Below are 23,986 nucleotides of genomic sequence, written 5' to 3'. Positions count from 1 at the left end.
GATGTTTTTATCTCAATAATACCATTTTTTCTACTGCTGTAGCTCCTCCTTTGCATTTTTCCTGATTCTGGCTGCGCGCAAATATTTTAAAGATGTAAGTGCCCTTACCTACAGCATCGCCATAATCATCCAGTCCGTCCCACTCAATTGCCTGTCGGGGTGTGCGGAAGCCCTGCAGGAAAGGCTCGGCCACCACAGGTTGGCTCAGCGTGCGTACCAGCTTACCGGTAATGGTGTAGATCTGCACGTTTACATCAAGTATATCATCACAGTTATGCTCAAAATGGATATAGGTTTTGTTGGTAAACGGATTCGGCCAGTTCAGCGGTCTGTTGATCACCAGGTTCTGGTTGGTTTCATCCTTCACTATAAAGCGTAACGTTTCCGTAGTCGAATTATTGTTGATGTCCCAAACCTTGAACGTTAGCGTATGCTCGCCGGGTGCCAGGTTGCGGAATGGGTAAGTTACATTGCCTTTCTGGTAATCGGCCAGTCCGGGATTTACACAACCGTTGCCGTCACCGCTGGAATAGAAGTCGTTCAGGACAACAGTATTAATAATCTGTCCGTCCAGGTAAGTCACGATATCATGACCCACACCCGCACCGGTGGAGTTGATTCCGGTATCATCTGTAATACAGGCCAGCAGCATCGGATTTTGATCCGTTATGCCTCCGTCAGCAAAATTGGTGTTATTCATATAGAGTTTCACCTTCGGCGGCTCACTGTCATTGATGCCGTTGGGGTTTATACCGCCGATCTGTACCGGCTGGTTAATGAACACATCTTCCACTTTATTGTCGGCATAGGCCAGCATCCTACCGGTTCCCATGGTGTAATTAATATCGTTGGGAACATAAAACTCAACGGTGAACACACCGTTTACTGCGGTCCCGGAGGCCTTAACAATCGGGCTTCCTTCCTCAGTATAGTTGAGTATCGGTGTAAGGCTGCCGTCATTATTCAGTGTTGTTTTATTCAGTCGCTTGTCGTAAATATTGATAACCACGCGGCCGTTAAAGTTCGTATTCAGTGTTCCGTTGGCATTATTGATGTGGCCGGTAATCTTCACAAAGTCAAGCGCACGTATCTGTCCCGGCACGGGAGTTTCTACATTATCTATGGCCAGAAGTTTTTTCGGACGGCTCAGTTTCATAGCCGGGTCGCCCAGAAAATTTACCTTAAGGTGATTTGGATTTCCGCCAAAATCAAATTTAGCCTGCAGGAATGCATTTCCAAGGGTATCAAAGTCACCGGCATTAAGTTCAAAAATGCTTTTGGTAAAAGTGTCTGTAAACATTACTCCATAATTCACATCAATCGCACGGCTGGAGGTAATCATTGTTGCAGCACCACCCGATGGCAGTTTTATGAACTGCTCTCCTGCAGAAAATGTTCCGGGTTCGTCCCAAAGGGTAAATTCACAGGTTATGGTTGAAACCAGTGGGAAGCGGCTGTATACATTGGAGAAATTGTTGAAATCCTCAATCTCATCGGAAGTAAGGATCCGTTCCTGAGCCCAGCCATTGATGCCCCCATGTCCAAGATAGAACATATACAGGCTGTTTCCTACATCGTTTGCGATGGCCTGGTTGACCTGGGGGTAACGCTGTCCGCCGGCCGTATTGACTGCCGGGAATGCATCCATGTACAGTTTACGTACATTGTACTCAGGTTTGTCGGTAGCTGCCTCAAAAAGATCCTGTAAGGTTTCATCCATAATGGTGTGGAATGGGGTGCCTCCATCTTTGTCATCATCAGCCACGAAATCAAGTTTCATTCTCCAGATACCAAAGGGCGAAGACTGCCCCGGCAGATTATTATAGTATGCAAGGGTTTTGTCAACAAGCAGTTTTGCTTCCTGAATGTTAGCGGCAGGCAGCCTTCCCACAGGTACGTCGGCCAGCATGCTTGGCAGGTGGGTTGCGGTTTGCGGGCTTGTCATCCCGATATAGTCATCCGTCACAAAGGAGCTTACGTAATTTCCGCTTTCCTCACTCTGGTAAGCAGGCACAATATTATGGTTATTCGGAATCCTGTTCTTGAAATCATATGTGGTATCGCCCAAAATAAGCACATATTTCAGCGTACCTGCCGGACTGTTCAGATGGGTTACGAAATCCCGGATGGCAGTCAGGTCTTTTCTGCCGCTGCTGAACTCATTATAAATTTTATTGATGTCAACCACTGCAGTGGTGAAATTATTCCTGGTTTGGTGATGGCTGGCCATTCGCTGGGCATGGGTCATCATTTCAGGAGAGGTCAATACCAGATAATCAATATTTTGCAGTGCGCTGAGGTTCTGGTTATCTGTCTTGCCTACATAAGTAGGAGTATAGGCAGCATCGGCACGGAAAGCCACAAATTCATTGTTGAAGTTGGGATCATTGGCGATATAGCCGAAACTATAGGTACTGCTGCCTGTGTTTTTGTTGATGGCCCGCTTCGCATTGGTGATGTCGGTTACGTCCCAAACCTGTTCCGCGGCACTGGCATTGCTCATAGCAAAGCTGTAGGCCTGACCCGAGCCGCTCTGCAGTGAGAAATCGCGGAAATTCATCTGTCCGCCGTTGAAGGAAAGGTTTTCCCGGTATTGGATTTCCAGATAATCAAAAAAGAAATTTCCGTTTGGATTTGCTGATATATCAGGGGTAAAGTTAAAGCTAAATGTATTGCCTGATACATTATTCAGTGTACCCTGGAATCTCATCTGTACAAAGTCAAGTCCCCCGGGCGCCGCAGACTGCACCGAATTGTTTTGATTATTGATGTTGAAGGCTAGGGTATTGCCCTGGGATTTATAGGCCACCACCTGTGTGCGGTAGGTAATTAGGTCGCCGGGTTGTGCCGGGGTCTTGGTGGTGATGGTATAGGTTTTGGGTGCAGTAAAGCCCGGCTCATCTACCCAAATCTTACCGAGTTTAAGCAGATTCCTTTCGTCATCATTTATAACCTGATAGTCATCATACCTTGTGATCGGATTGGCGGTAAGCGGCAAGTCTGAATCCTGGACACGTTTTCCCGGACCCTTATCGAAATTGATAAAATAGTAGGAGAAGTCATCATACAGATTCTTCACATTATTGCTGCGGTCGGTGCGGGTATCGGTCCTTTTGAAACCGTTTCCGTTTGTGGGATCATAAAGGTTATACCCATTAGGTCCCTGCGCATAGAATAGGGCATAATCACCGTCATTCCAGACACCGTCTGCCTCGCCCACCACCTGGATTGCATTTTCCTGCAACGCATCATATTTTGTGTCCTGGTTAAATTCAGACAGCATAATACCGCCGTTGCCGTAGATCCGGAAATTTTTTGGGTTGATGTTGGCCGGGTTGAGTCCATTGGCCTGCAGGAAATCTTTTGTGATCCTGAAAATTCCTGAACGGTCCACCTTTATTTTATAGAAATTCCCGGTGTTCAGCGGATTGTTTGTGGTGCCCACTTTCTGGGTGTTGGGATTAAGTTTTGCGGTTTCCTCTATATTAAAGGACGAAAGTCTCAGGATTCGTCCATTCTCCGACTTGAAGAGTGAAACATTGATATGCGCAGTCCTTGTACCTTTGTGGTTGGTATAGGCCACATCTTTAATTTCAAAAGGAAGGATGTTGTCTTTCTGAAGGTCGTAAAGGTCCCTCGCAGAAACTGTTTCCCACTGCATGCCGGAGATTTTTAAATCTTTTTCGCCTGCGCTGTGTTTTATATTGATAAAAATATTATTTTGGTCAAATGAAAAGCCGGGATTACTGAAGGTGGGAAGGTTCATATTTATCTCCCCGTAATCGCGGATCTTAGCTCCTTCCCAGTTAATGCTTATCTTCTGCGAAAAAAAGCAGGCTGTGAAGAGGAAAATGAACAGAAAAGAAAGGTTGCGGATCATTATTTTTGAATTAATTTTCAGGAATACAAATTAAACGAAATTTTTAAAAAAATCCTGCGATACAATAAAATAAAATTGCTTTCGTTTCAAAAAAATCAAAACATTACTTGATTAATTAATAAAATTATTATTTCTTTGTACTTTGAAAATATTTATACCGACTATGAAAAAACTAAAGTTGTTTTCATTAATTGCATTAAGTTCAGCTTTCGTCCTTACCAGTTGTGGAGGGGGATCCGGTAAAGGTGGCGGAACGAAAAGTTTCGTATCCAAGACCGGGTGGAAACCCAACGATAACAGAGGTTGGTTTTACGCAGGCAAGCAGCAAAAACTGAAAGGATGGCCAGGAATGGTATATGTGGAAGGCGGAACTTTTACAATGGGATTAGTGAAAGATGATGTAATGCATGACTGGAATAACTCGCCCCGCAGAATGCAGGTAAGTTCATTCTTCCTTGGTGAAACTGAGATTACAAACTATGAATACCGTGAATATCTGACATGGCTTAAGTATGTTTTCCCACCGTCTGATCCAAGCTTCAGGGAAATCTACAACGGTGCTCTGCCGGATACACTTCTTTGGGACAATGAACTTTCCAGAAATGACTATTCTGAAACCTATTTCAGATCTCCGGAATATGATTACTATCCGGTAGTGGGTGTGAGTTGGTCTCAGGCGAATAAATATTGCGAATGGCTTACGGACAGAGCTAATGAGAAAGCATTGATGGATGCCGGTATCATTGCTAAAGATCTTTATATAAACGAATCCAACAACCAGGGTGGATCTGCTTTCAATATGGATAAGTTTAAATCAAACGATCCGGATATGCAGGCCTATATTAACGAGCAGAGACTGGCTCAGAAATCCGGTATGAACAGAAATGTCAACCAAAGGATTTTGGCTGCCAACAGGTCTCCTGCAGCTCCACTGGTGCAAAAGTTCAGACTTCCTACAGAGGTTGAGTGGGAATTTGCAGCATTGGGAACAATGAAAAACAGGGAATATAACAATATTCTTGGAAAAACTCCGGAGATTGAGCGTCTGAGAGGTCAGAAAGGCCGTAATGAGGGTATGTTCCTGGAAAATTTCAAATACGGAGCGGGTGATTATTCCGGTGTTCCGGGATGGCAAAATGACGGGTCCGCAAGAACTGCCGATGTGAAGAAATACCCGGCTAATGACCTTGGACTTTACGGTATGTTTGGTAACGTAGCCGAATGGACTGCCGATGTATACCGTCCGATTATCGATTCCGATTATAACGACTTCAATTACTACAGAGGTAACGCGCCACAAAGAATCCTTAGAAATGGTGACGGAACTTATGCTCGTGTAGACGACGGAAGTATACAGTATGACACTCTTGCTGACGGCAGACTTCTGTATAAAAACCTGCCTGGTCAGTACCAGAGAGAAACCATCGCAGATTACAGTAACTTCAGGGATGGCGACAGACAGTCTTCACTGAACTTCAGAGCTGGTGATGAAGACAGTGCAGCAAATGCAAATTTCAACATGTACAATGCACCGCGTAAGAATTTCTTCGTGGACGGTAGCGGAAGAGTTGTAGTACAAAAGGATAACGCATCCAGAACTTCAGCCATCACAAACGAAATCAGAGTTGTAAAAGGTGGTTCATGGCAGGATACAGCATACTGGCTGGATCCGGGACAAAGAAGATTCAAAAGCCAGAGCGGCGGTTATGGATGGATCGGTTTCCGTGTAGCGCAGGATGCCCGTGGCGCACAGAACAACAGATCAAGAAGATAACATTAGTTGTAATAAATAATAATAAATCCTTCCCTCATACGGAAGGATTTATTTATTTTTGAACCCATGAATCCAGAACTATTCTATCCCTATCTCCAGCAGTGTAACAAGGTATCCATCGACTCCAGAACAGTAGGGTCGGGTGATATCTTCTTTGCATTCTCCGGCGAGAATTTTAATGGTGCCCTTAAGGCCTCAGAAGCTGTAGACAACGGAGCGCTTGCGGCAATTGTAGAGAATAAGGATTTTGAAGATTCTTCGCGCAATATCTTCTATGTGCCCAGCACCCTTCAGTTCATGCAGGACCTGGCACGGGTGCACAGGAAGAAGCTTACCATCCCCGTGATTGCTTTAACAGGAAGCAACGGAAAGACAACCACTAAGGAACTAATAGCTACTGCACTTTCAGCAAAGTTCAACGTCCTGTACACCTTCGGAAATCTTAATAACCATATCGGTGTTCCCCTCACGCTGATGTCCGTAAAACCGGAGCATGAAATCGCGGTCATTGAAATGGGTGCCAATCATCAGAAAGAAATCGAATTACTCTGCTCCATTGCTCAGCCGGATTATGGCTATATTACCAACTTCGGAAAAGCGCATCTGGAGGGTTTTGGAGGCTTTGAAGGCGTGATTGCCGGCAAATCGGAGTTGTATAATTATCTGAAAGCAAATGGTAAAACGCTGATCGTTAATAACGAAGATCCTTTGCAGGTTGAAAAGACCCAGGGATACCAGCCTGCCATCAGCTTCGGTACTGTCAATGCCGATTATATATTCTCACCTTTGTGTAAGGGCAATTTTGTGGGTCTTGGTTTCGACAGTACAGAAATAATGAGCCAGCTAACCGGAATTTTTAATTTCAGCAACCTTAGTGCAGCCGTGGCTTTGGGACTTCATTTTGGCGTTCCGGAGGAAAGAATAAAAGCGGCAATCGAAGATTATGAACCCACCAATATGCGCTCGCAGGTGATGGTAAAAGACGGCCGAACCATGGTGCTCGATACCTATAATGCCAATCCAAGCTCGATGGCAGGCTCACTGCGGAATTTCAGTTCGTTTAAGGGCTCAAAAACCATCATCATCGGAGATATGCGTGAGCTTGGTGCTGAGAGTCTGGCTGAGCATACAGCAATACTCAATATGGCCCTACAAATGGAATTCGACCAAATCATTACAGTGGGAGAGCAGTTTCAGGCGGTTGCCAAATCACCTCTCTCCTTTCGTAACACAGCAGAACTCACGGATTATCTTATAAACAATCCGGTTACATCGAAGAATATTCTGTTAAAGGCCTCCAGAGGAATTGGTCTGGAGAAGGTGCTTGATGTTCTTTAGAGATTTTTCTCCCAGACTTCGTTCAGGATCATCCTAATATTGTGGAAGGTAGACGGGAAAACTTCCTGCCTGATCCGGGCATCGCTTTTCCAGTCTACAGCTGTAATACCTTCTTCCAGTTGGGGTTTGGCATTGCCCGTACCTACATAACTCATCTTGAACCAATAAGTAGTCTTCAGTACACGGTCACCATTTCTCTCGGTATAAATGTGGAAGGTATTGTTGATGAAGGATTCAAGTATCAGTTCACTTAAACCGGTCTCTTCTTCCACTTCACGCAGTGCAGCCTGCTCCAGGGATTCCCCTTTTTCCACTTTACCTTTTGGGAGGTCCCATTTACTGAGTCTTTTAATGAACAGGGTCTCTTTGTTGGCATTGGTTACGATTCCCCCGGCTGCCTCAATTACATGAAACATATGCGTGAAATCTTCCCAAAGTTCTTCAATATTTTCTCCGTAGACATTAATTTCGGGGCAGGAGGTATTCTGCAGGAGGTCTACGGCGATTTCCAGAGTTGCAAAGCCTTCGTAACGCAGGTTTTTTTCAATATCCTCGGGATACTTACTTATTGTTAATTTTTTTTCGTTAACAAAAACTTTATACATTTGTAAGACTTTAATCTTACAAAAATAGAAAAATGAATTTAGAAGGACGAAAAATATTACTTAATAAACCGGTGTCCGAAATCGTGGATTTGCTTAAGGATCCTGAGAATTATAAGCAGTTGATGCCGGAGGGCCTTCAAAAATTTGATGCCACTGCAGACGGGTTTAAATTTTCCCTGAAGGGCATGCCGGAGATCGCGCTTAAGCTGGGTGAGGTAAGTGAACAGAAGGCGGTTTTGCGGTCGGCAAGTTCCAGTATGGATTTTGAACTTACTACTAAAATGAATGCTGTTTCCGATACACAAACGGAGGTTCAGATGTTTTTTGAAGGCAAGTTCAATCCGTTTATCAAGATGATGGTTGAGAAGCCGCTTCAGAATTTTATGAATGCGCTTACGGACAAGATAGAGACGATGTACGCATAAAGCGTGACTGATTTTTTGTTATTAAAAATAACAATCCCCGGGTGAAATCCCGGGGATCTTTGTATTAGGACTGGAAGTAATTACTTCACCTCTTCAAAATCAGCATCCTGAACATCATCAGCACCTGCATTTCCTGTAGGGTTACCCTGTGCCTGCTCGGCTCCCGGCTGTCCCTGCTGTCCCGCAGCGTACATTTCCTCTGAAGCTGCCATCCAGGCGGCATCCAAAGCTTCAGTTTTTGTTTTGATGCTTTCCATGTCTTTAGCATCAAAAGCGGTCTTCAGTTCCGCTGCCGCAGATTCAACAGCTGCTTTCTTGTCAGCCGATAGCTTGTCACCAAATTCTTTCAGTTGCTTCTCGGTCTGGAAAATCAATCCGTCCGCTTTGTTCAGTACTTCCACTTCTTCTTTTTTCTTGGCGTCAGAAGAAGCGTTTTCTTCAGCTTCACGCTTCATTCTTGCGATTTCCTCTTCAGAAAGACCTGAACTTGCCTGAATCTTGATGGACTGCTCTTTACCGGTTCCTTTATCTTTAGCAGAAACATGAAGGATACCGTTGGCATCAATATCAAAAGTTACTTCAATCTGAGGAACACCTCTTGGTGCCGGCGGAATGTCTGTAAGGTCAAATCTTCCGATTTCTTTGTTATCGTTGAACATCGGCCTTTCACCCTGACCCACTCTGATGGATACTGCAGGTTGGTTGTCGCTCGCCGTGGAGAATGTTTCAGATTTTTTAGTAGGAATAGTCGTGTTGGCTTCAATCAGTTTGGTGAACACAGAGCCCATAGTTTCAATACCCAATGAAAGCGGAGTTACATCCAGAAGAAGTACATCTTTTACATCACCTGTAAGTACACCACCCTGGATAGCTGCTCCAATAGCCACAACCTCATCCGGGTTTACCCCTTTGGAGGGTTTCTTACCGAAAAATTTCTCCACTTCTTCCTGAATAATTGGGATTCTGGTAGAACCACCTACAAGGATCACCTCGTCGATGTCTGAGATGGAAAGTCCAGCGTCAGAAAGGGCCTTTTTACATGGCTCCATAGAACGTCTTACAAGGTCAGCGGAAAGCTGTTCAAATTTAGCTTTGGTAAGTGTCTTCACCATGTGCTTAGGACCTGTAGCCGTAGCAGTGATATAGGGAAGGTTGATTTCTGTCTGTGTGGAAGAGGAAAGCTCGATCTTAGCTTTCTCAGCAGCTTCTTTCAATCTCTGAAGGGCAATTGCATCAGATTTAAGGTCTACACCTTCTTCAGCTTTAAACTCATCTGCCATCCAGTTGATGATCACATCATCAAAATCATCACCACCTAAGTGCGTGTCACCGTTTGTAGAAAGTACTTCGAATACACCATCGCCAAGGTCAAGGATAGAAACGTCAAAAGTACCGCCACCTAAATCGTATACTGCGATTTTCTGGTCTTTGTGAGCTTTGTCCATACCATAGGCCAGTGCTGCGGCAGTAGGCTCATTGATGATTCTTTCAACCGTCAGACCTGCGATTTCGCCAGCTTCCTTGGTAGCCTGTCTCTGGGCGTCGTTAAAGTATGCTGGAACAGTTATAACCGCACGGGTAACTTCCTGACCCAAATAATCTTCCGCTGTTTTCTTCATTTTCTGAAGAATCATCGCTGAAATTTCCTGTGGTGTATATTCTCTGTCGTCTATCTTTACTTTAACAGTATCGTTAGGTCCGGACACCACTTTATAAGGTACTCTGCTGATCTCGCTGGCATCGTCCTTGAAATGTGTTCCGATAAATCTTTTGATAGAGTATACCGTTTTCTCCGGGTTGGTTACAGCCTGTCTTTTAGCGGGATCTCCCACTTTTCTTTCGCCGTCTTCAGTAAAAGCCACGATAGAAGGGGTGGTTCTTTTACCTTCAGCATTAGGGATAACTACTGCATCCTTACCTTCCATTACTGCAACGCAGGAGTTGGTAGTACCCAAATCAATTCCGATTATTTTACTCATAGTATCTATTTTTATTTTTTACAATTTGAGGTCAATTTCTCTAAATCTGTACCAAGCAAAAAATTGTGACAAATTGACATTTCAGCGGCAGTTTTGCCAATCAATACCATTTTTTGGGATGATGACGACCTAACAAAAAACAAAAGCACCACCTGAACGCAGTGCTTAATAAAGTTATAAATGTAGTTCTTACCTGTAAATGCAGTCCGAACCGTCTTTGTGTGTAAGCCGTCCTGCCTTGCCGTCTTCCAGCAATTCCCAGGTATAGGTGTTGTTGCCAAAAAAGGGATCACCATTCTGATTGGTGCCACGGGCGGAAAGCTTTTCTTCTTTTTCCTGATCCTTTTTAATTTTCACGGCCACCATGTCTCCATCGGCAAAATAAATGGCTGTAAGCGTACTTCCATTTTCACATTTAAGAATTTGGGCTTCCTGCTCGAGTGAACTTTCGGCATTTTCTGTATTATTGTTTTCAGGCTTTGAGCAGGCAGTGAAAAGAGCAGAGGCTAATGTTAGGACCAGGAAGCAGTTTTTCATATTATTTTTTTGTTTAATGTAATTGGAGTGGATTATTTTTTTAATGTCATAATGTATTCCACCATTTTCTTTGCATTCTCACGGCTCATGCCGGCATGCGGAGTCATCGGTATTTCTCCCCAGTTGCCTTTTCCACCCTCAATAATCTTGGTGGCCAGCATTTCCAGGTCACCCTCCGTGTATTTATCTGCTACCTCCTGATAAGAAGGACCTACAAGCCTTGCATCTTCTTTGTGACACGTAAGGCAGTCCGCACCTTCAATAAGGGCAAGGCCGGGATGTTTACCCGCTGCGGCGGAATCAACAGTTTTGACAACCGGTTCTTCCAGCATTACATTACTTTCTGCATCAGTGTTAACCGGTTGTTTACTGCAGGCTGTGACTGCGAGCGCTGCAAATAGTGTGACATACTTTTTCATTTTGTAAATTTTTTATCAAATTTATTTATTAACTCCTGTCTTATGACATCAAATATGGAGATAAATGTCATACAAAGTATATGACTGTAATCATATTCTTAATCGGGCAGATGTGGCTACATTTGGGTATAAATAATTTAAATATGAAAACTATTCACTCAATTGCTGCTGCGTTTCTGGCCCTGGGACTGGTGTCCTGCGGCGGCGACAAGAAAACTGATTCAGTGCCCACTGCCTCCACCGAAACAACTGCAACCGCAGAAAGTTCGGGCACCAATGCTTATGATCCCAAGAGAGGTATTGGTAAGCATGAGAATGTAGATGTAAGTACTTTTGACCCGGCTATGGCCGCCGAAGGCCGTAAACTTGCCGAGGTGAAGTGTACCTCCTGTCATAAACCCACAGAGGAGAAACTGGTAGGCCCCGGCTGGAAAGGGGTTACCCAAAGACAGACTCCGGAATGGATCATGAACTTCATCTCTAACCCGGACCCTATGATCGATGTGGACCCGGAACTTCAGAAACAGCTGGAACTTTGTTTGGTAAGGATGCCTAACCAGGGCCTAAACGATACGGAAGCCCGCCAGATCCTGGAGTACATGCGCGAAATTGACGGCGCCAAATAAATCAAAAGGAAACCCCTCAACTATCAATAATGAAAAGTCTTAAATTTTTTGGACTCGGATCCTTAATGGCTTTACTTCTGGTCTCAGGATGTAAACCCAAAGGAACAGAAACCGCTGTAACAGGCGATGCTGCCGAGAGAGTGTATGTGGCACCCGGCAAATATGATGAGTATTACAACTTTGTAAGCGGTGGCTTTAACGGCCAGGTAAATGTGTACGGTCTGCCAAGCGGAAGACTGCTGAAAGTGCTCCCCGTTTTTTCTCAAAACCCTGAAAACGGCTATGGTTACAGTGAAGAAACCAAACCCATGCTGGAAACCTCACATGGATTCATACCCTGGGACGACCAGCACCATTTGTCGCTGTCACAAACCAATGGTGAGGTGGATGGCCGATGGCTTTTTGCCAACGCCAATAACACACCACGTGTAGCCAGGCTGGATCTAAAAACCTTTAAAACAGTAGAAATCCTGGAGATTCCGAACTCCGCCGGTAATCACTCCTCACCATTTCTTACCGAAAATACTGAATATGTGGTGGCAGGGACACGCTTCGCGGTACCAACGGACGATCAGAGCGGTGATGTCCCTATTGAATCGTTCAAATCCAATTTCAAAGGCGTCCTCTCCTTTATAGGAATCGACAAGCAAAGTGGCGAGATGGACCTTTCTTTCCAGATTGAAGCGCCGGGTATTAACTTTGACCTTTCGCACGCCGGCAAGAAAAAGTCCGGCGACTGGTTCTTCTTTTCCTGCTATAATTCCGAAAAAGCAAACACGCTTCTGGAGGTTAATGCATCGCAGAATGACAAGGATTTCATTATGGCTGTAAACTGGAAAAAGGCAGCTGAACTGGTGAAAGCCGGTAAAGGCCGGAAAGTGACGACTGATTATGCCCACAATAAATTCGATGAGAGCACCCACACTGCTACTTCAACAATGAAAAAGGAAGTAATTGTACTGTCGGTGGAGGATATGAAGGACGCCATGTTCATGATTCCATGTCCGAAATCTCCCCATGGTTGTGATGTAGATCCTACCGGTGAATATATTGTAGGTTCCGGTAAACTGGCCGCACTTATTCCGGTATTCAGTTTTGACAAAATGATCAAAGCGATCGCAGATAAGAACTTCGCCGGTGAATTTGACGGTGTAAAAGTAATCAAATATGAAGCTGCCCTTCACGGTGAAGTACAGAAACCCGGTTTGGGACCGCTGCACACTGAATTTGACGGCAAAGGTAACGCCTACACCTCCATGTTTGTTTCCTCTGAAGTGGTGAAATGGAATATTAAGGACTTAAAGGTGCTGGACAGACAGCCTACCTTCTATTCCGTGGGTCACCTCATGATCCCCGGCGGCGACTCCGCCAAACCCTTCGGCAAATACCTGGTGGCTTATAACAAAATCACCAAGGACCGCTACCTGCCCACGGGTCCGGAACTGGCACAGTCGGCACAGTTGTACGACATCAGTGGCGACAAGATGAAACTGCTGCTGGACTTTCCGACTTTTGGCGAGCCACATTATGCACAGGCTCTGCCGGGAGACATGCTTAAAGATCAGGTAAAATTCTTCCGGATTGAAGACAACAAGCATCCCTACGCCACCAAAGGCGAAGCCGAAAGTAAAGTGGTAAGGGAAGGTAATAAAGTCCACGTATATATGACCTCCATCCGTTCGCACTTTGCACCGGACAATATTGAAGGCATTAGAGTGGGCGACGAAGTTTACTTCCACGTCACTAATCTGGAACAGGACTGGGATATCCCGCACGGCTTTGCCATCAAGGGTGCCCAGAACGCCGAACTCCTTATTATGCCGGGTGAGACCTGTACCCTAAAATGGATGCCTAAGAAACCAGGTATGTACCCAATGTACTGTACCGACTTCTGCAGCGCGCTGCATCAGGAAATGCAGGGATACGTCCGGGTATCGCCGGCCGGAAGCAATACGCCGCTCATCTATTCCCTGAACAATAAGAAGGACAATGCACAAAGCCCCGTGAAAGCCGGAGAAACCAAATAATGTTAAATAAGAGGGCAGAGGTTTCTGCCCTTTTTAATTTACCTGAAATGAAAAACAATTCATTGAAAAAGATAACGAGGATTGCACTGGTCTTTTGCGGCTGCGCACTGATTGTCTCTATCTTCGTGCCGCTGTGGTCTATTTATTTAACAGCTCCACAATATCCCGAGGGTCTCGCCATGTATCTATGGCCTAACAAAATTACCGGTGAATATGAAATCATAAACGGTCTGAACCACTACATTGGTATGAAGACAATCCAGCCGGAGGATTTCTGGGAATTTAAGGTTTTGCCCTATGCGCTTGCATTCTTCGCTTTGCTTTGTTTTCTTACTGCCTTATTCAACCGTAAACTGTGGCTTTTTATCACTTTGGTCCTCTTCCTCATCTTCGGTGTGGCGTTTATGGTGGATTTCTGGCTTTGGGAATACGATTACGGACATGATCTGGACCCCACGGCGCCCATCGTTGTGCCCGGCATGTCCTATCAGCCTCCTTTGCTAGGTTATAAGCAACTTCTGAACTTCGGCGCTTATTCTTACCCCAACGTTGGCGGTGCAATTATGTTTGGCGTTGCTCTTATTTTGGCTATCTTAGCCTGGGTTGAGTACCGGAAGACCTCAGCAACCTGATCTTTTTTGTTCAGTTTAACCTAAAAAATAAAAAAATGAAATTCAGCAAAACGTTATTTATTACAGCCTCAGTACTGGCTATTATGTCCTGCCAAAAAAGTGGTCCTAAAGACATCGCGGTTGGTAAAGACCAGTGCGATAACTGCCGCATGACTATTACGGACGTGAAGTATGCTGCCCAGTTGATTACAGATAAAGGCCGCGCCTATAAGTTTGACGACCTGAGCTGCATGACGATGTACGAAAGTTCAAATCCTGACAAGGCCGCCAATGCCAAAACCTATGTGGTGGATTTCCCCAGCGGACAGTTCCTGGAAAAATCGCGTGCTGTATTTGTTAAAGGCGGCAGCATAAAATCGCCTATGGGTGGCAATACTCAGGCTTTCCGTGATAAAGCTGCAGCCCAAAAGGCAGCGGCAGCCACCGGTGCAAGTTTAACTAAATAATCTGTACATGCTTAGGCTGATATTTCTTCTCCTACCTGTATTTATCTTTTCAAAAACCCTTCGGGTGGGTAAAGGTGAGCGTTATCCCACCATCCGCCAGGCTGTCGCCGCTTCAGCAAGCGGAGACAGTATTTTGGTGGGCCCGGGAATTTACCGCGAGGGAAATATCAGCATTACGCATCCGCTCTCGCTTATCGGCCATGGGCTGCCGGTTCTGGACGGAGAGATGAAGTACGAAATCCTTTCTTTCCGAGCTAATCATATTTTGCTGAAAGGTTTTAAAATCATCAACTCAGGCGAGGACGAAATCAGGAACATTGGTGCCGTGCGGCTATATGACAGTAAGTATTCCACCATCGAGGACAATATCTTTGAAAATAATTACTTTGGAATTTATATCCAGCGGGGTTACAGATGTCTGATCCAGAACAACCGGATAACGTCTGCACGTGCCCGTTCAGAGGAACGCAGCGGCGATGGCATTCATGCGTGGGTGAGTGAAGAAATCTGGATTAAAAACAATTATATTCAGGGTCATAAGGATGGTATTTACCTGGAAAAAGTGACTGACTCTTACATTTACCGTAACAATTCGGTTCGTAATTTAAGGTATGGCCTTCATTTCATGTCGTCCAATGACTGCGTATATGTAGGAAATACCTTTGATAAGAATAATGCCGGCGTTGCTGTGATGTACAGCAATAATGTTGGGATGGTGGGCAACAGATTCATCAACAACTGGGGCGATTCCAACTACGGTTTGCTGCTGAAGGACATCAGTTTCAGCAAAATTAAAAGCAACAGTTTCCGGAATAATACCACAGCCATCTTCCTGGACGGCGCCACCAAAATTGATCTTTTCCGCAATACCTTTGAGGACAATGGCTGGGGCATGAAGATCAACTCCAACTGTATGGAAAACCGCGTGGTTAATAATAACTTCATCAACAACACTTTTGATGTGAGTACCAGCGGATCCATGACGATGAACGATTTCCGCAGAAATTACTGGGACAAATATGAAGGTTATGATCTGGACAAAGATAAAATCGGGGATGTCCCCTTTCATCCGCTGAGCCTCTATTCGGTTCTGGTGGAAAACAACCCTTCCATCATGCTGCTGTTCAAAACCTTTTTTGTGGACCTGCTGGACAGGACCGAAAAGGTGATTCCCAGCCTGACTCCGGAAAATTTTGTGGATGAGCAGCCTTTGATGCGAAAAGTGCAAAACTGATGCAGCTGTTCCTTTTGGATTTAACTGAAAGATATGATAGAGATACGAAACCTCACTAAGAAATTCAACAGATTTACCGCACTCGAAAACCTGAATCTATCGTTTACCAACGGTAAATCGATTGCGCTGATTGGGCCTAACGGCTGCGGTAAAACTACCCTTATAAAATGCATCCTGGGACTTAATGTTATTGAAACTGGCGACATTCTGGTGGGTGGCAAAAGTGTAAAAGAAGATTTCCATTACCGAAAAGACATTGGCTATATGCCGCAGATCGGAAGGTATCCTGAGAATATGACCATTAACCAGACCATCAGTATGATCCGCGATACCCGGGAGAGTCAGGAATCAGATTTGGACACAGAACTTCTGGAAGCCTTCGAGCTCAGCAAAATATTTGACAAGAAGATGGGAAACCTCTCCGGAGGAACCACCCAGAAGGTGAGTGCGGTGCTGGCGTTTATGTTCGATCCTAAAATCATCATCCTGGACGAGCCTACTGCGGGACTGGACCCTCTGGCGTCAGAAATTCTGAAAAACAAGATCATTATGGAAAGGAGCAGGGGCAAACTCATCATCATCACTTCCCACCTGCTTAGTGAACTGGATGATATCGTGAGCGAAATTGTATTTATGAATGAGGGTAGGGTAATTGTACAGCAGTCCGTGGAAGACCTTATGACTGAGCATAAATCGGAACGGATATCAGAGTCCATCATCAGCATCCTAAAAGAAATGAAAAAATGAACAAGATCGCACGCTTCATCCTTTTTGATATCCTAAAGAACAAAACCGTTATCTTTTACACGGTCCTGCTTTTCATTATTTCCTGGTCGGTGCTGGGGCTGGAAAACAATTATACCAAGGCTACGCTAAGCCTGCTTAATGTGGTTCTTCTGGTCGTACCACTGGTAAGCATTATTTTTTCAACAATTTATGTGTACAACAGCAGTCAGTTTATCGAACTGCTCCTCAGTCAGCCCGTTTCGCGGGTGAAGGTTTGGTCCAACATCTTTCTGGGCCTTTCCACTGCGCTGGTGCTGGCCTTCCTGCTGGGCTGTGGGATACCGATCCTGCTGTACTCCAGCATACAGACCGGCTTTTCATTAATTCTCATAGGAATATTACTTTCTGTGATCTTCACCTCGTTTGCCATGCTGGCAGCAATTGGCAGTCGGGACCGTGCCAAGGGTATCGGAATATCCATCTTTATATGGATGTTTTTCAGCATTATTTATGACGGCATCCTGCTGATTATGATGTTTCAGTTTGCCGATTATCCTATTGAGGGCATCATGGCCACACTGGCCGGACTTAATCCTGTAGGATTATCACGTATTTTCGTTCTTCTTCAGCTTAATATATCAGCCATGCTGGGGTATTCCGGTGCGGTTTTCCAGCAGGTTTTCGGCTCGGGAGGCGGTATGGGTGTATCAATGCTTGTACTCCTTATCTGGGCTACCGTACCCTTTGTTTTGTCACTGATAAAGTTTAACAAAAAAGACTTGTAGCTGATGAACTGAAAATCATGATAAAGATCACGTTTTCAGCAGGTGATTATGACTCCGGTCATGTGAACAGCAAGAGAATTCACCGTAAATTTATATAAAATTTAAGGTGATGAAAAAAAGTATTGCATTAGGGTTGCTCGCATTCGCAGTGATTTCCTGCGTAAAAAATGAATCCGCAGCAACGAAAACTGAAATTTCCGGCAGTGAAATCACGGGCGCGGGGCAGGAGGCCGTAACGGACGATGTTTCCAGTCCGAATATTGTACAGTTGGCTGCCGGAAATCCCGACCTGTCCACGCTGGTTACAGCCGTAAAGGCTGCAGGTCTTACAACTTCTCTGAGTAACGCAGGACCCTTCACTGTTTTTGCGCCATTAAACTCGGCTTTTGATAAGCTGCCCGCCGGAACGGTGGAAGGGCTGCTGAAACCGGAGCAGGCAGATGACCTTTCGGATGTATTGGGTTATCATACCTACGTGGGTGTAATAAAAGAAGAATATATGAGTGACGGACAGACCCTGGGAATGGTGAACGGAAAAAGCATAAAAATAACAATGGTGGACGGTAAACCGGTGATTAATGGCAAAGCGCGCATTGTGGGGGCGGTGCCGGCCTCCAACGGTATTGTATATGCCGTGGATGAGGTTTTACTCCCTGAATAGATTTTTCGTAGTGTATATTTAATGTTGTGGCAGCTTTCATAATTCTGAAAGCTGCTTTATCATTACAAGGAAGTGCTAAGCTTCCTGTCTTTTTTTCATTGACACGAAAATAATGAACAGTGCAACAAAAATCAGCACAGAAAAGACCAGCAGAAAATGGTTGGCGTAGGGCACTGCTATATACTTTATTGAAAACACGCCCATCAGTCCCAGCATCAGTTCGTTCAGGAAAATGCCTGCCAGGAACAGTTTGAGGCCTGTGATCAGACTTCTGGAAATAATGAAAAAGTTGGTAGCCAGCACCTGGCTCAGAAGGTAAGTGGCGATACACATGAGCAGTACCAGATGAAGATAGGCAATAACGACATTCCTGAAACCGAAAGCAAACTGGCTTATTGCCGGTACATTAGAAGCCAGCTGAAGCAGGATTTTAACCGCGAAGGCGAATCCTGCAAAGATCAGCACAAAACGCTGCACTGCAGACCATTTCAGGATGAGGTGTGTCCAGCTGCGCCTCACAATGCGGAAGAGCATAACTGCGCCATACGTCTGCGCCAATGAAGCCAATATGATAAGTGCAAATACGGGCATGGAAAGTTTAAGCCACAGCACTGATAGGCCAAAGCCTATAAGGCATCCGAAAAACATGAGCCAAAACATCAGTTTATTCTCCTTTTCGCTAATGAGTGAACCCGCCTCTTTCAAAGAATACAGCAAAAGACCTATGCAGGCGAAAATGAAAAATCCGTTGTACTGAAAGTGCAGGAAGAAGTATTCGGAAGCCAGATAGAGGTCCTGGGTGATGTTGCCGGAACTTTTCATATACGCCAGATTAAAAACCCCTGCCGAAGAAATTACAGCAAAGAAGAGTCCGCCCAAAAACCATTTCTTCGATGCCTCCCTCAGGTTTTTTACATCTATAACAAAGAAGAAAGTAAATGCAAATGACGTGAGCAGTGCCACGGTAGAGGCTGCAATGGAACCCCAAAAATAGCCGCCGTAAATAAAGGTGGCAATCATGGCATAGGAAGCGATTATGTTGGTGATAATCAGAATATTGTATTTGCGTAGCGAAATTTCGGGCCTTGCTTTGGACAGATAGATGACCATCAGCACATACAGTACATTGGTGATCCAACCGTAAAAAGCGAAATGAGAATGTGCCTCCTGCAAATGTTTCTGGTCCAGGAAGGGTAGGGAAAAGAGGATTTTATAGCGCATTATGACGCCCAGAAGTGCTACCAGTACAAAGTTGAAAACCGAAAACTTAAGCCAGAGTGTGCGGGACATCAGAAGTAGATTTTATGGTTGATGAGTTCAATTTTGTTTTCCCTTTCCATTCTTTTTACGGTGCGGATGACGGTTTCAATGGCCAGCCCCGTAGAATTTGCCAGCTCCTTGCGTGTGACATCGATGATGGTTTTCTCGTGCTCTTCAATGCCGCAGCTCTTCTTATGGATTCTGAGGAAAGCGGTAATGCGTTCGCAGGGATTCTGGTGCACGATTGATTTTAACTTGATGGTCTTGTCGTAGGCCTTTTTCGCAATTTCCTTCAGGAATTCAAACTGATACCCGGGATTGTCATCCAGAAATTTCCGGAAGAGTTCCTGGCTGAAAATATAGACAAGTGCAGTATCGCTGGCAATATTGGCCGTTGCCGGATACCTCTCGTTCAGCAGGAAGGGCGGTTCGCCCATGAACTGGTGGTCTGTCACCTTGGTAATCAGGAATTCCTTGCCTTCGCAGTCTGTATTATAAATCTTAACCTCGCCCTCCAGCAGGTAGAATAGGGAAGAAGCCCGTTCATTTTCCCGGAAAAGGACATCCTTTTTTTTATAGATATGCTTTGGAATCTTATTTTTCTGGAGGATTTCTTTGGTGAACATAGCTAAGCTTTTAACCCAAATCTACAAAAATTATGTGACTAAACAGGATGAATTGGTCTGATATAATAGTAAGGATTTGTCATAATCGGTATTTCTTCTCACAACATAGACAATTCTTTTTTTCGCGGACAAAATGATTTACTTAAAAAAAAAGAATTATACAGTCTGTATTAAAAATTTATTTTATTTGATAAGTTGATTAGTAAATCTCATCATTTGCATATATTTGATAATAACTCAAATACAGCATTATGATAAAAAAACTACTTTCTTCTTTCTTCATTACCTGCTTACTTCACCCTGCATTGGGTCAGTTTAACTGGCACCATATGAATACGGTATATCCTGCCACGGCGGCTAATGCAACGATCAATTACAGTATTGCGGATCAGCAGGTGGTCTGGGCCTGTCACTGGAACGACCAGGGTAAAGTGGCTTTTACCAAAACTACGGATGGTGGGGCTACCTGGCAGGCGGTTCCAAATCTGCAGAATTATAGTGACCAGTTTTTTGCCGTCTCAGATTTACACGCCGTGTCTGAAAATTTAGCTTATATGGGTACCAGGTACCAGTTAAACACCGGCAAGGGCCGCCTGTACAAAACCCAGAACGGCGGACAGTCCTGGACTGTGATTAAGGAATTTCAAACAATCCTTACCTACGTTCATTTTTGGGATGCAAATACGGGAATTGTGGTCTGCTATCCGGATAATAATCCCAACGGTTCTAAAAAGATAGAAATTTTCCGTACAGCTGATGGTGGTGCTACCTGGGTTGCCAAAGGCGGTGCGCTTCTTACTGCATCTAAACCTAACCAAATCCCCCGCTATATCCACGATGATCTGGGAGATTCGTTTTGGTTTGGCAGCAGTGAGGGCGAGATGATCAGAACCAATGACAGGGGCGTTACCTGGACCGTTACGCAGACTCTGTACGATTCTTCCCATTATGAATTCGGAGCCAAAAGTTTAGGTCATTTTCAGATTACCGGGGCAAATTCGGCAATTTATACCAATTATAACGACGGCAAACTGTACAAAACTACGGATGGCTTTGCCACCGAACAATACGTGGGAAATCCGGGTTTTGGGCAGCAGACTTATCTTGAGAAAATACCGAATACAGACATTCTTCTGGCTACCGGCGCTTCCTACGGACCCAACAGTTCGCGTGGTTCCAGGTACAGCACCGATGGCGGCGTAACCTGGCACCTCATCAGTAATGTAGGCAGGGCTTTCCCGAGATCCGCTGGTCTAAATATGACGATTGCTCATGGTTGGGACGGTACCGGCGGAAATGATGATTACTGGCGAATCGTAAAACTTGGCGGAGGACTCCCTACCTCACCCGGAACCCCTGGAACCCCTGGAACTCCAGGAGCGCCAGGAACACCCGGACAACCCGGCACAGGCCCGGCTCAGCCTCCTACAGCTCCGGAGGAGTTTCACTTTGGAATTTATCCCGTGCCAACGCTGGATTATCTGTATTTTAATTCCGAACGTGACCCCATAGATTTTACTGTTTGGGATTCGGCGGGCCGACTGATACTGACGGGAAACACTGTGGAAGGAAAGCTGGATGTTTCCTATTTTCAGAAGGGTGTTTACCACATCAAGGTGAGGCACGAAGGTCAGGACTATATTAAGAAATTCATTAAAAGATAAAAACGAAGTGTAAGCAGAAAAGTTTAAGCTCAAATCATAATCTCTTTTTTGGAAGAGATTTTTTTTGTGTCACAATGCCCTTTACTTTGGGTCGGTTCCTTTCACACCGTCCTGTATTGCTTCCATTAAAATTTCACTATTGATATCCTGAAGTTTTTTGAATTTAATGCAGTATCCGGTTACGGTGGCCTTGCCAATGGTGCCTGAGTAGGTGCCGGGCAGGTATTTTTTATCCTTCAAACCCATGATATAGACTGAAATCCCGGTAGAATTGGTGCTGAGACCAATCTGAAAGAATTCTTTCTCTTTCCCTTCTGCATACTTTATCGTTTGCGAGCCGTATCCAATCTGAGCATTGGCGACAACTTTTCCGTTTTCGTCCCGGCCGTCAAAAAACCACAGTTTTGCATCAGGCATTAGCTTTTGAATTTCTGCGTGCAGCATTTCCACGTCGCGGCGTTTCAATTCCGGCTGGCTTTCTATGAAATGCTTGATTTGCGAATCTAAGTCCATCTTAAATCTGTAAACTATTCTGGAACCAACATGAGCCGTGTGGCAGCTAACGGCGTTTGCGTGTTTTAATTCATTTAAAGATACTCAAAAATTCAAATTACAGAATAAGAAGAGAGGATTGAGTTCTTGATGCATTAGAATCTACCGAAGTACTTACTTTGTCTCTCTATAACCGGGAGAAACTCTGTGCAGATATGCATAAAATAGAACATTTTTTCAGAAAAAAGTCTAATAATTGTTATATAGCGCTCCAAAGAAGAATTTTGTCTCTGCTGAACAGCAATGCCAAAGAACGCTATGAACAATTTATAGCTCAATTTCCCACACTTTTACAACGATTGCCCAAAACATTAATCGCTTCATATTTAGGTGTTTCCAGAGAAACCTTGAGTCGGCTTTCGGTGTAATGTGATAGGTCACAAAAAAGTTGTGCGGTAGGTCCTGTTGTTTGTGGGGAGCTGCATTTACCTTTGCACTATCAAATCATTAAATTCAATAGTATAATGAATCACAACAAGTTTTTATCCAAAATTATTTTCTTAACCGGTTGTATTCTTTTTTTAGGGATTAATATGATAAATGCACAAACAATAAAATCTAACAAAATGAGCAAAAAAGTATTATTCGTGGTTACGAGCCACAGCGAATTAGGAAACACTGGCGAATCTACCGGTTATTATTTAGGTGAAGTTACGCATCCCTGGGCTGTATTAGTAGATGCTGGTTACGAAATAGATTTCGTGAGTCCAAAAGGTGGAAACCCGCCGTATTATGGAAATACTCCAGATGATAAGGTTAATGAAAGATTTTTGGCAGATGAATATTATCAAAATAAAATTCAGAACACCATGACGCCTTCAGAAGTAAATCCTGATGAATATGTAGGGATTCTTTATGCTGGAGGTCACGGTACGATGTGGGATTTTGCAGATAATGAAGAATTGGCAGTAATCGCACAAAAAATCTACGAAAAAAATGGAGTAGTAAGTGCGGTTTGTCACGGTCCTGCCGGATTGGTGAACATTAAACTCAGCAACGGAAAATACTTGGTAGATGGCAAAAAAATCAATGCTTTCACCAACGAAGAAGAAGCTGCTGTGAAATTAGATGAAGTGGTTCCATTTAGATTAGAATCTAAATTAATAGAACGCGGAGCCAAATTTGAAAAATCTGGTTTATGGCAAACTCACGTTACCGTAGACGAAAGAGTGGTAACAGGACAAAATCCTCAATCTGCTCATGCAGTTGGCGAAGCTGTTTTAGAAGAGCTTAAAAAACTTCAATAATTAAGAATACAAAAGAGACTGTTTTCAGTCTCTTTCTTTTTATGCTAAATTGAAATTTTATTTGAAAAATCAAGATAAATCTTGTATACATAGCAAAGGTTCAACCTTTGACAAAATCATATAAAAAAAATGGAGCCGGGGAAATACCTGGCTCCATTTAACTCTATTAAAAATTTGTGTTCGATTGCTTACTTTACTGCTAGCAGATCTACTATTTCAAGTACAGGTTCTTTAGCAAGTAATTCAGATGCATTGGCCATTAAAGCCTTCGCAATCTCACCATTCAAGTGAGCATCTCTTGCATCTGTAGTTCCGAACGTATCGAATATACCAAAAGTAGAAGGGCCAATTTGTAAAGCATACCATCTTACGGTACCTGGCTCACCTTCGGCAAGCGGTAAGGCAGACTTTAGGAATTCCAATACGTCATTCTCCTTACCCGGTTTTGCTTCTACTCTTGCTAATATTGCAAACTTTTCCATAATTTAAAATTTTTAATGTTATTGAGAGTTTCTTCAACTCTTTCTAACAAAAATAAGTTTT

22 protein-coding genes are annotated in these 23,986 nt (G+C 44.2%); 13 read left to right on the top strand and 9 right to left on the bottom strand.

The features are described 5' to 3' along the window. Positions 1-7: 7 nt before the first annotated feature. On the bottom strand, positions 8-3,880 hold the full coding sequence (gene porU / locus P0M11_RS07755) for a type IX secretion system sortase PorU (RefSeq protein ID WP_275625164.1): 3,873 nt from the start codon (positions 3,878-3,880) through the stop codon (positions 8-10). 163 nt (positions 3,881-4,043) lie between these two features. On the opposite strand from porU, the gene gldJ reads away from it, so the two are divergent. Both gldJ and murF read left to right on the top strand, forming a co-directional pair. After that, entirely contained in the window at positions 4,044-5,654 is a 1,611-nt protein-coding gene (gene gldJ, locus P0M11_RS07750; protein WP_275625163.1) for a gliding motility lipoprotein GldJ, read from the top strand. A 66-nt stretch (positions 5,655-5,720) separates the two neighbouring features. Further along, positions 5,721-6,992: a UDP-N-acetylmuramoyl-tripeptide--D-alanyl-D-alanine ligase gene (gene murF, locus P0M11_RS07745; RefSeq protein ID WP_275625162.1), complete on the top strand. Its 1,272-nt coding sequence runs from the start codon at positions 5,721-5,723 to the stop codon at positions 6,990-6,992. Here murF and P0M11_RS07740 read toward each other — a convergent pair. Further along, complete coding sequence (locus tag P0M11_RS07740) at positions 6,989-7,597, bottom strand: NUDIX domain-containing protein (protein WP_275625161.1); 609 nt, start codon at positions 7,595-7,597, stop codon at positions 6,989-6,991. The genes murF and P0M11_RS07740 overlap by 4 nt on opposite strands. A gap of 32 nt (positions 7,598-7,629) precedes the next feature. Between P0M11_RS07740 and P0M11_RS07735 the strand changes: the two genes are divergently transcribed. Next, a complete protein-coding gene (locus tag P0M11_RS07735; protein ID WP_275625160.1) occupies positions 7,630-8,022 on the top strand; it encodes an SRPBCC family protein in 393 nt (130 codons plus the stop codon). Positions 8,023-8,102: 80 nt separating this feature from the next. Here the strand turns inward: P0M11_RS07735 and dnaK are convergent, their stop codons facing one another. The 3 genes from dnaK to P0M11_RS07720 all read right to left on the bottom strand — a co-directional run bounded on the left by dnaK (position 8,103) and on the right by P0M11_RS07720 (position 10,957). Next, positions 8,103-10,001, bottom strand: coding sequence for a molecular chaperone DnaK (gene dnaK / locus P0M11_RS07730; protein WP_158063554.1), 1,899 nt, complete (start codon positions 9,999-10,001; stop codon positions 8,103-8,105). A 189-nt stretch (positions 10,002-10,190) separates the two neighbouring features. Further along, positions 10,191-10,538 (bottom strand): hypothetical protein, encoded by a 348-nt coding sequence (locus P0M11_RS07725; RefSeq protein WP_275625159.1) that lies wholly within the window; start codon positions 10,536-10,538, stop codon positions 10,191-10,193. 32 nt (positions 10,539-10,570) lie between these two features. After that, positions 10,571-10,957, bottom strand: coding sequence for a c-type cytochrome (locus tag P0M11_RS07720; RefSeq protein WP_158063556.1), 387 nt, complete (start codon positions 10,955-10,957; stop codon positions 10,571-10,573). Positions 10,958-11,100: 143 nt separating this feature from the next. Between P0M11_RS07720 and P0M11_RS07715 the strand changes: the two genes are divergently transcribed. From P0M11_RS07715 to P0M11_RS07680, 8 genes are all read left to right on the top strand, one after another. Then, positions 11,101-11,583, top strand: coding sequence for a cytochrome c (locus P0M11_RS07715; RefSeq protein WP_275625158.1), 483 nt, complete (start codon positions 11,101-11,103; stop codon positions 11,581-11,583). A gap of 29 nt (positions 11,584-11,612) precedes the next feature. Next, positions 11,613-13,610: a Sec-dependent nitrous-oxide reductase gene (gene nosZ / locus P0M11_RS07710; RefSeq protein WP_275625157.1), complete on the top strand. Its 1,998-nt coding sequence runs from the start codon at positions 11,613-11,615 to the stop codon at positions 13,608-13,610. A 62-nt stretch (positions 13,611-13,672) separates the two neighbouring features. After that, positions 13,673-14,242 carry a hypothetical protein gene (locus P0M11_RS07705; protein ID WP_275625156.1) on the top strand — a complete coding sequence of 190 codons (570 nt, stop codon included), beginning with the start codon at positions 13,673-13,675 and terminating at the stop codon, positions 14,240-14,242. Positions 14,243-14,277: 35 nt separating this feature from the next. Next, positions 14,278-14,688: a nitrous oxide reductase accessory protein NosL gene (locus P0M11_RS07700; protein ID WP_158063560.1), complete on the top strand. Its 411-nt coding sequence runs from the start codon at positions 14,278-14,280 to the stop codon at positions 14,686-14,688. Between the two features lie 7 nt (positions 14,689-14,695). Continuing rightward, positions 14,696-15,922, top strand: coding sequence for a nitrous oxide reductase family maturation protein NosD (locus P0M11_RS07695; RefSeq protein ID WP_275625155.1), 1,227 nt, complete (start codon positions 14,696-14,698; stop codon positions 15,920-15,922). 33 nt (positions 15,923-15,955) lie between these two features. Further along, on the top strand, positions 15,956-16,669 hold the full coding sequence (locus P0M11_RS07690) for an ABC transporter ATP-binding protein (RefSeq protein ID WP_275625154.1): 714 nt from the start codon (positions 15,956-15,958) through the stop codon (positions 16,667-16,669). Beyond that, positions 16,666-17,433 (top strand): ABC transporter permease subunit, encoded by a 768-nt coding sequence (locus P0M11_RS07685; RefSeq protein WP_275625153.1) that lies wholly within the window; start codon positions 16,666-16,668, stop codon positions 17,431-17,433. Before P0M11_RS07690 ends, P0M11_RS07685 begins: the two co-directional genes overlap by 4 nt. A 109-nt stretch (positions 17,434-17,542) precedes the next feature. After that, on the top strand, positions 17,543-18,094 hold the full coding sequence (locus tag P0M11_RS07680) for a fasciclin domain-containing protein (RefSeq protein ID WP_275625152.1): 552 nt from the start codon (positions 17,543-17,545) through the stop codon (positions 18,092-18,094). Positions 18,095-18,169: 75 nt separating this feature from the next. Here P0M11_RS07680 and P0M11_RS07675 read toward each other — a convergent pair whose 3' ends face one another. Then, positions 18,170-19,384 carry a hypothetical protein gene (locus P0M11_RS07675; protein WP_275625151.1) on the bottom strand — a complete coding sequence of 405 codons (1,215 nt, stop codon included), beginning with the start codon at positions 19,382-19,384 and terminating at the stop codon, positions 18,170-18,172. Then, positions 19,384-19,980, bottom strand: coding sequence for a Crp/Fnr family transcriptional regulator (locus P0M11_RS07670; RefSeq protein WP_275625150.1), 597 nt, complete (start codon positions 19,978-19,980; stop codon positions 19,384-19,386). The genes P0M11_RS07675 and P0M11_RS07670 overlap by 1 nt, the downstream gene beginning before the upstream one ends. Before the next feature lie 251 nt (positions 19,981-20,231). On the opposite strand from P0M11_RS07670, the gene P0M11_RS07665 reads away from it, so the two are divergent. Continuing rightward, positions 20,232-21,644, top strand: a complete 1,413-nt coding sequence (locus P0M11_RS07665; protein ID WP_275625149.1) for a T9SS type A sorting domain-containing protein — start codon at positions 20,232-20,234, stop codon at positions 21,642-21,644. An 81-nt stretch (positions 21,645-21,725) separates the two neighbouring features. Here P0M11_RS07665 and P0M11_RS07660 read toward each other — a convergent pair whose 3' ends face one another. Then, on the bottom strand, positions 21,726-22,157 hold the full coding sequence (locus P0M11_RS07660) for a DUF1801 domain-containing protein (RefSeq protein ID WP_275625148.1): 432 nt from the start codon (positions 22,155-22,157) through the stop codon (positions 21,726-21,728). Between the two features lie 503 nt (positions 22,158-22,660). Here P0M11_RS07660 and P0M11_RS07655 point away from each other — a divergent pair. Further along, complete coding sequence (locus tag P0M11_RS07655) at positions 22,661-23,443, top strand: type 1 glutamine amidotransferase domain-containing protein (protein ID WP_275625147.1); 783 nt, start codon at positions 22,661-22,663, stop codon at positions 23,441-23,443. Positions 23,444-23,631: 188 nt separating this feature from the next. Here the strand turns inward: P0M11_RS07655 and P0M11_RS07650 are convergent, their stop codons facing one another. After that, on the bottom strand, positions 23,632-23,925 hold the full coding sequence (locus P0M11_RS07650; protein ID WP_275625146.1) for an antibiotic biosynthesis monooxygenase: 294 nt from the start codon (positions 23,923-23,925) through the stop codon (positions 23,632-23,634). Positions 23,926-23,986: the final 61 nt, after the last annotated feature.

The organism is Kaistella sp. PBT33-4, assembly GCF_029194425.1.
Classification (GTDB): domain Bacteria; phylum Bacteroidota; class Bacteroidia; order Flavobacteriales; family Weeksellaceae; genus Marnyiella.
Note: the sequence above shows the minus strand (reverse complement) of the source record. Positions and strands in the feature narration are given on the sequence as shown.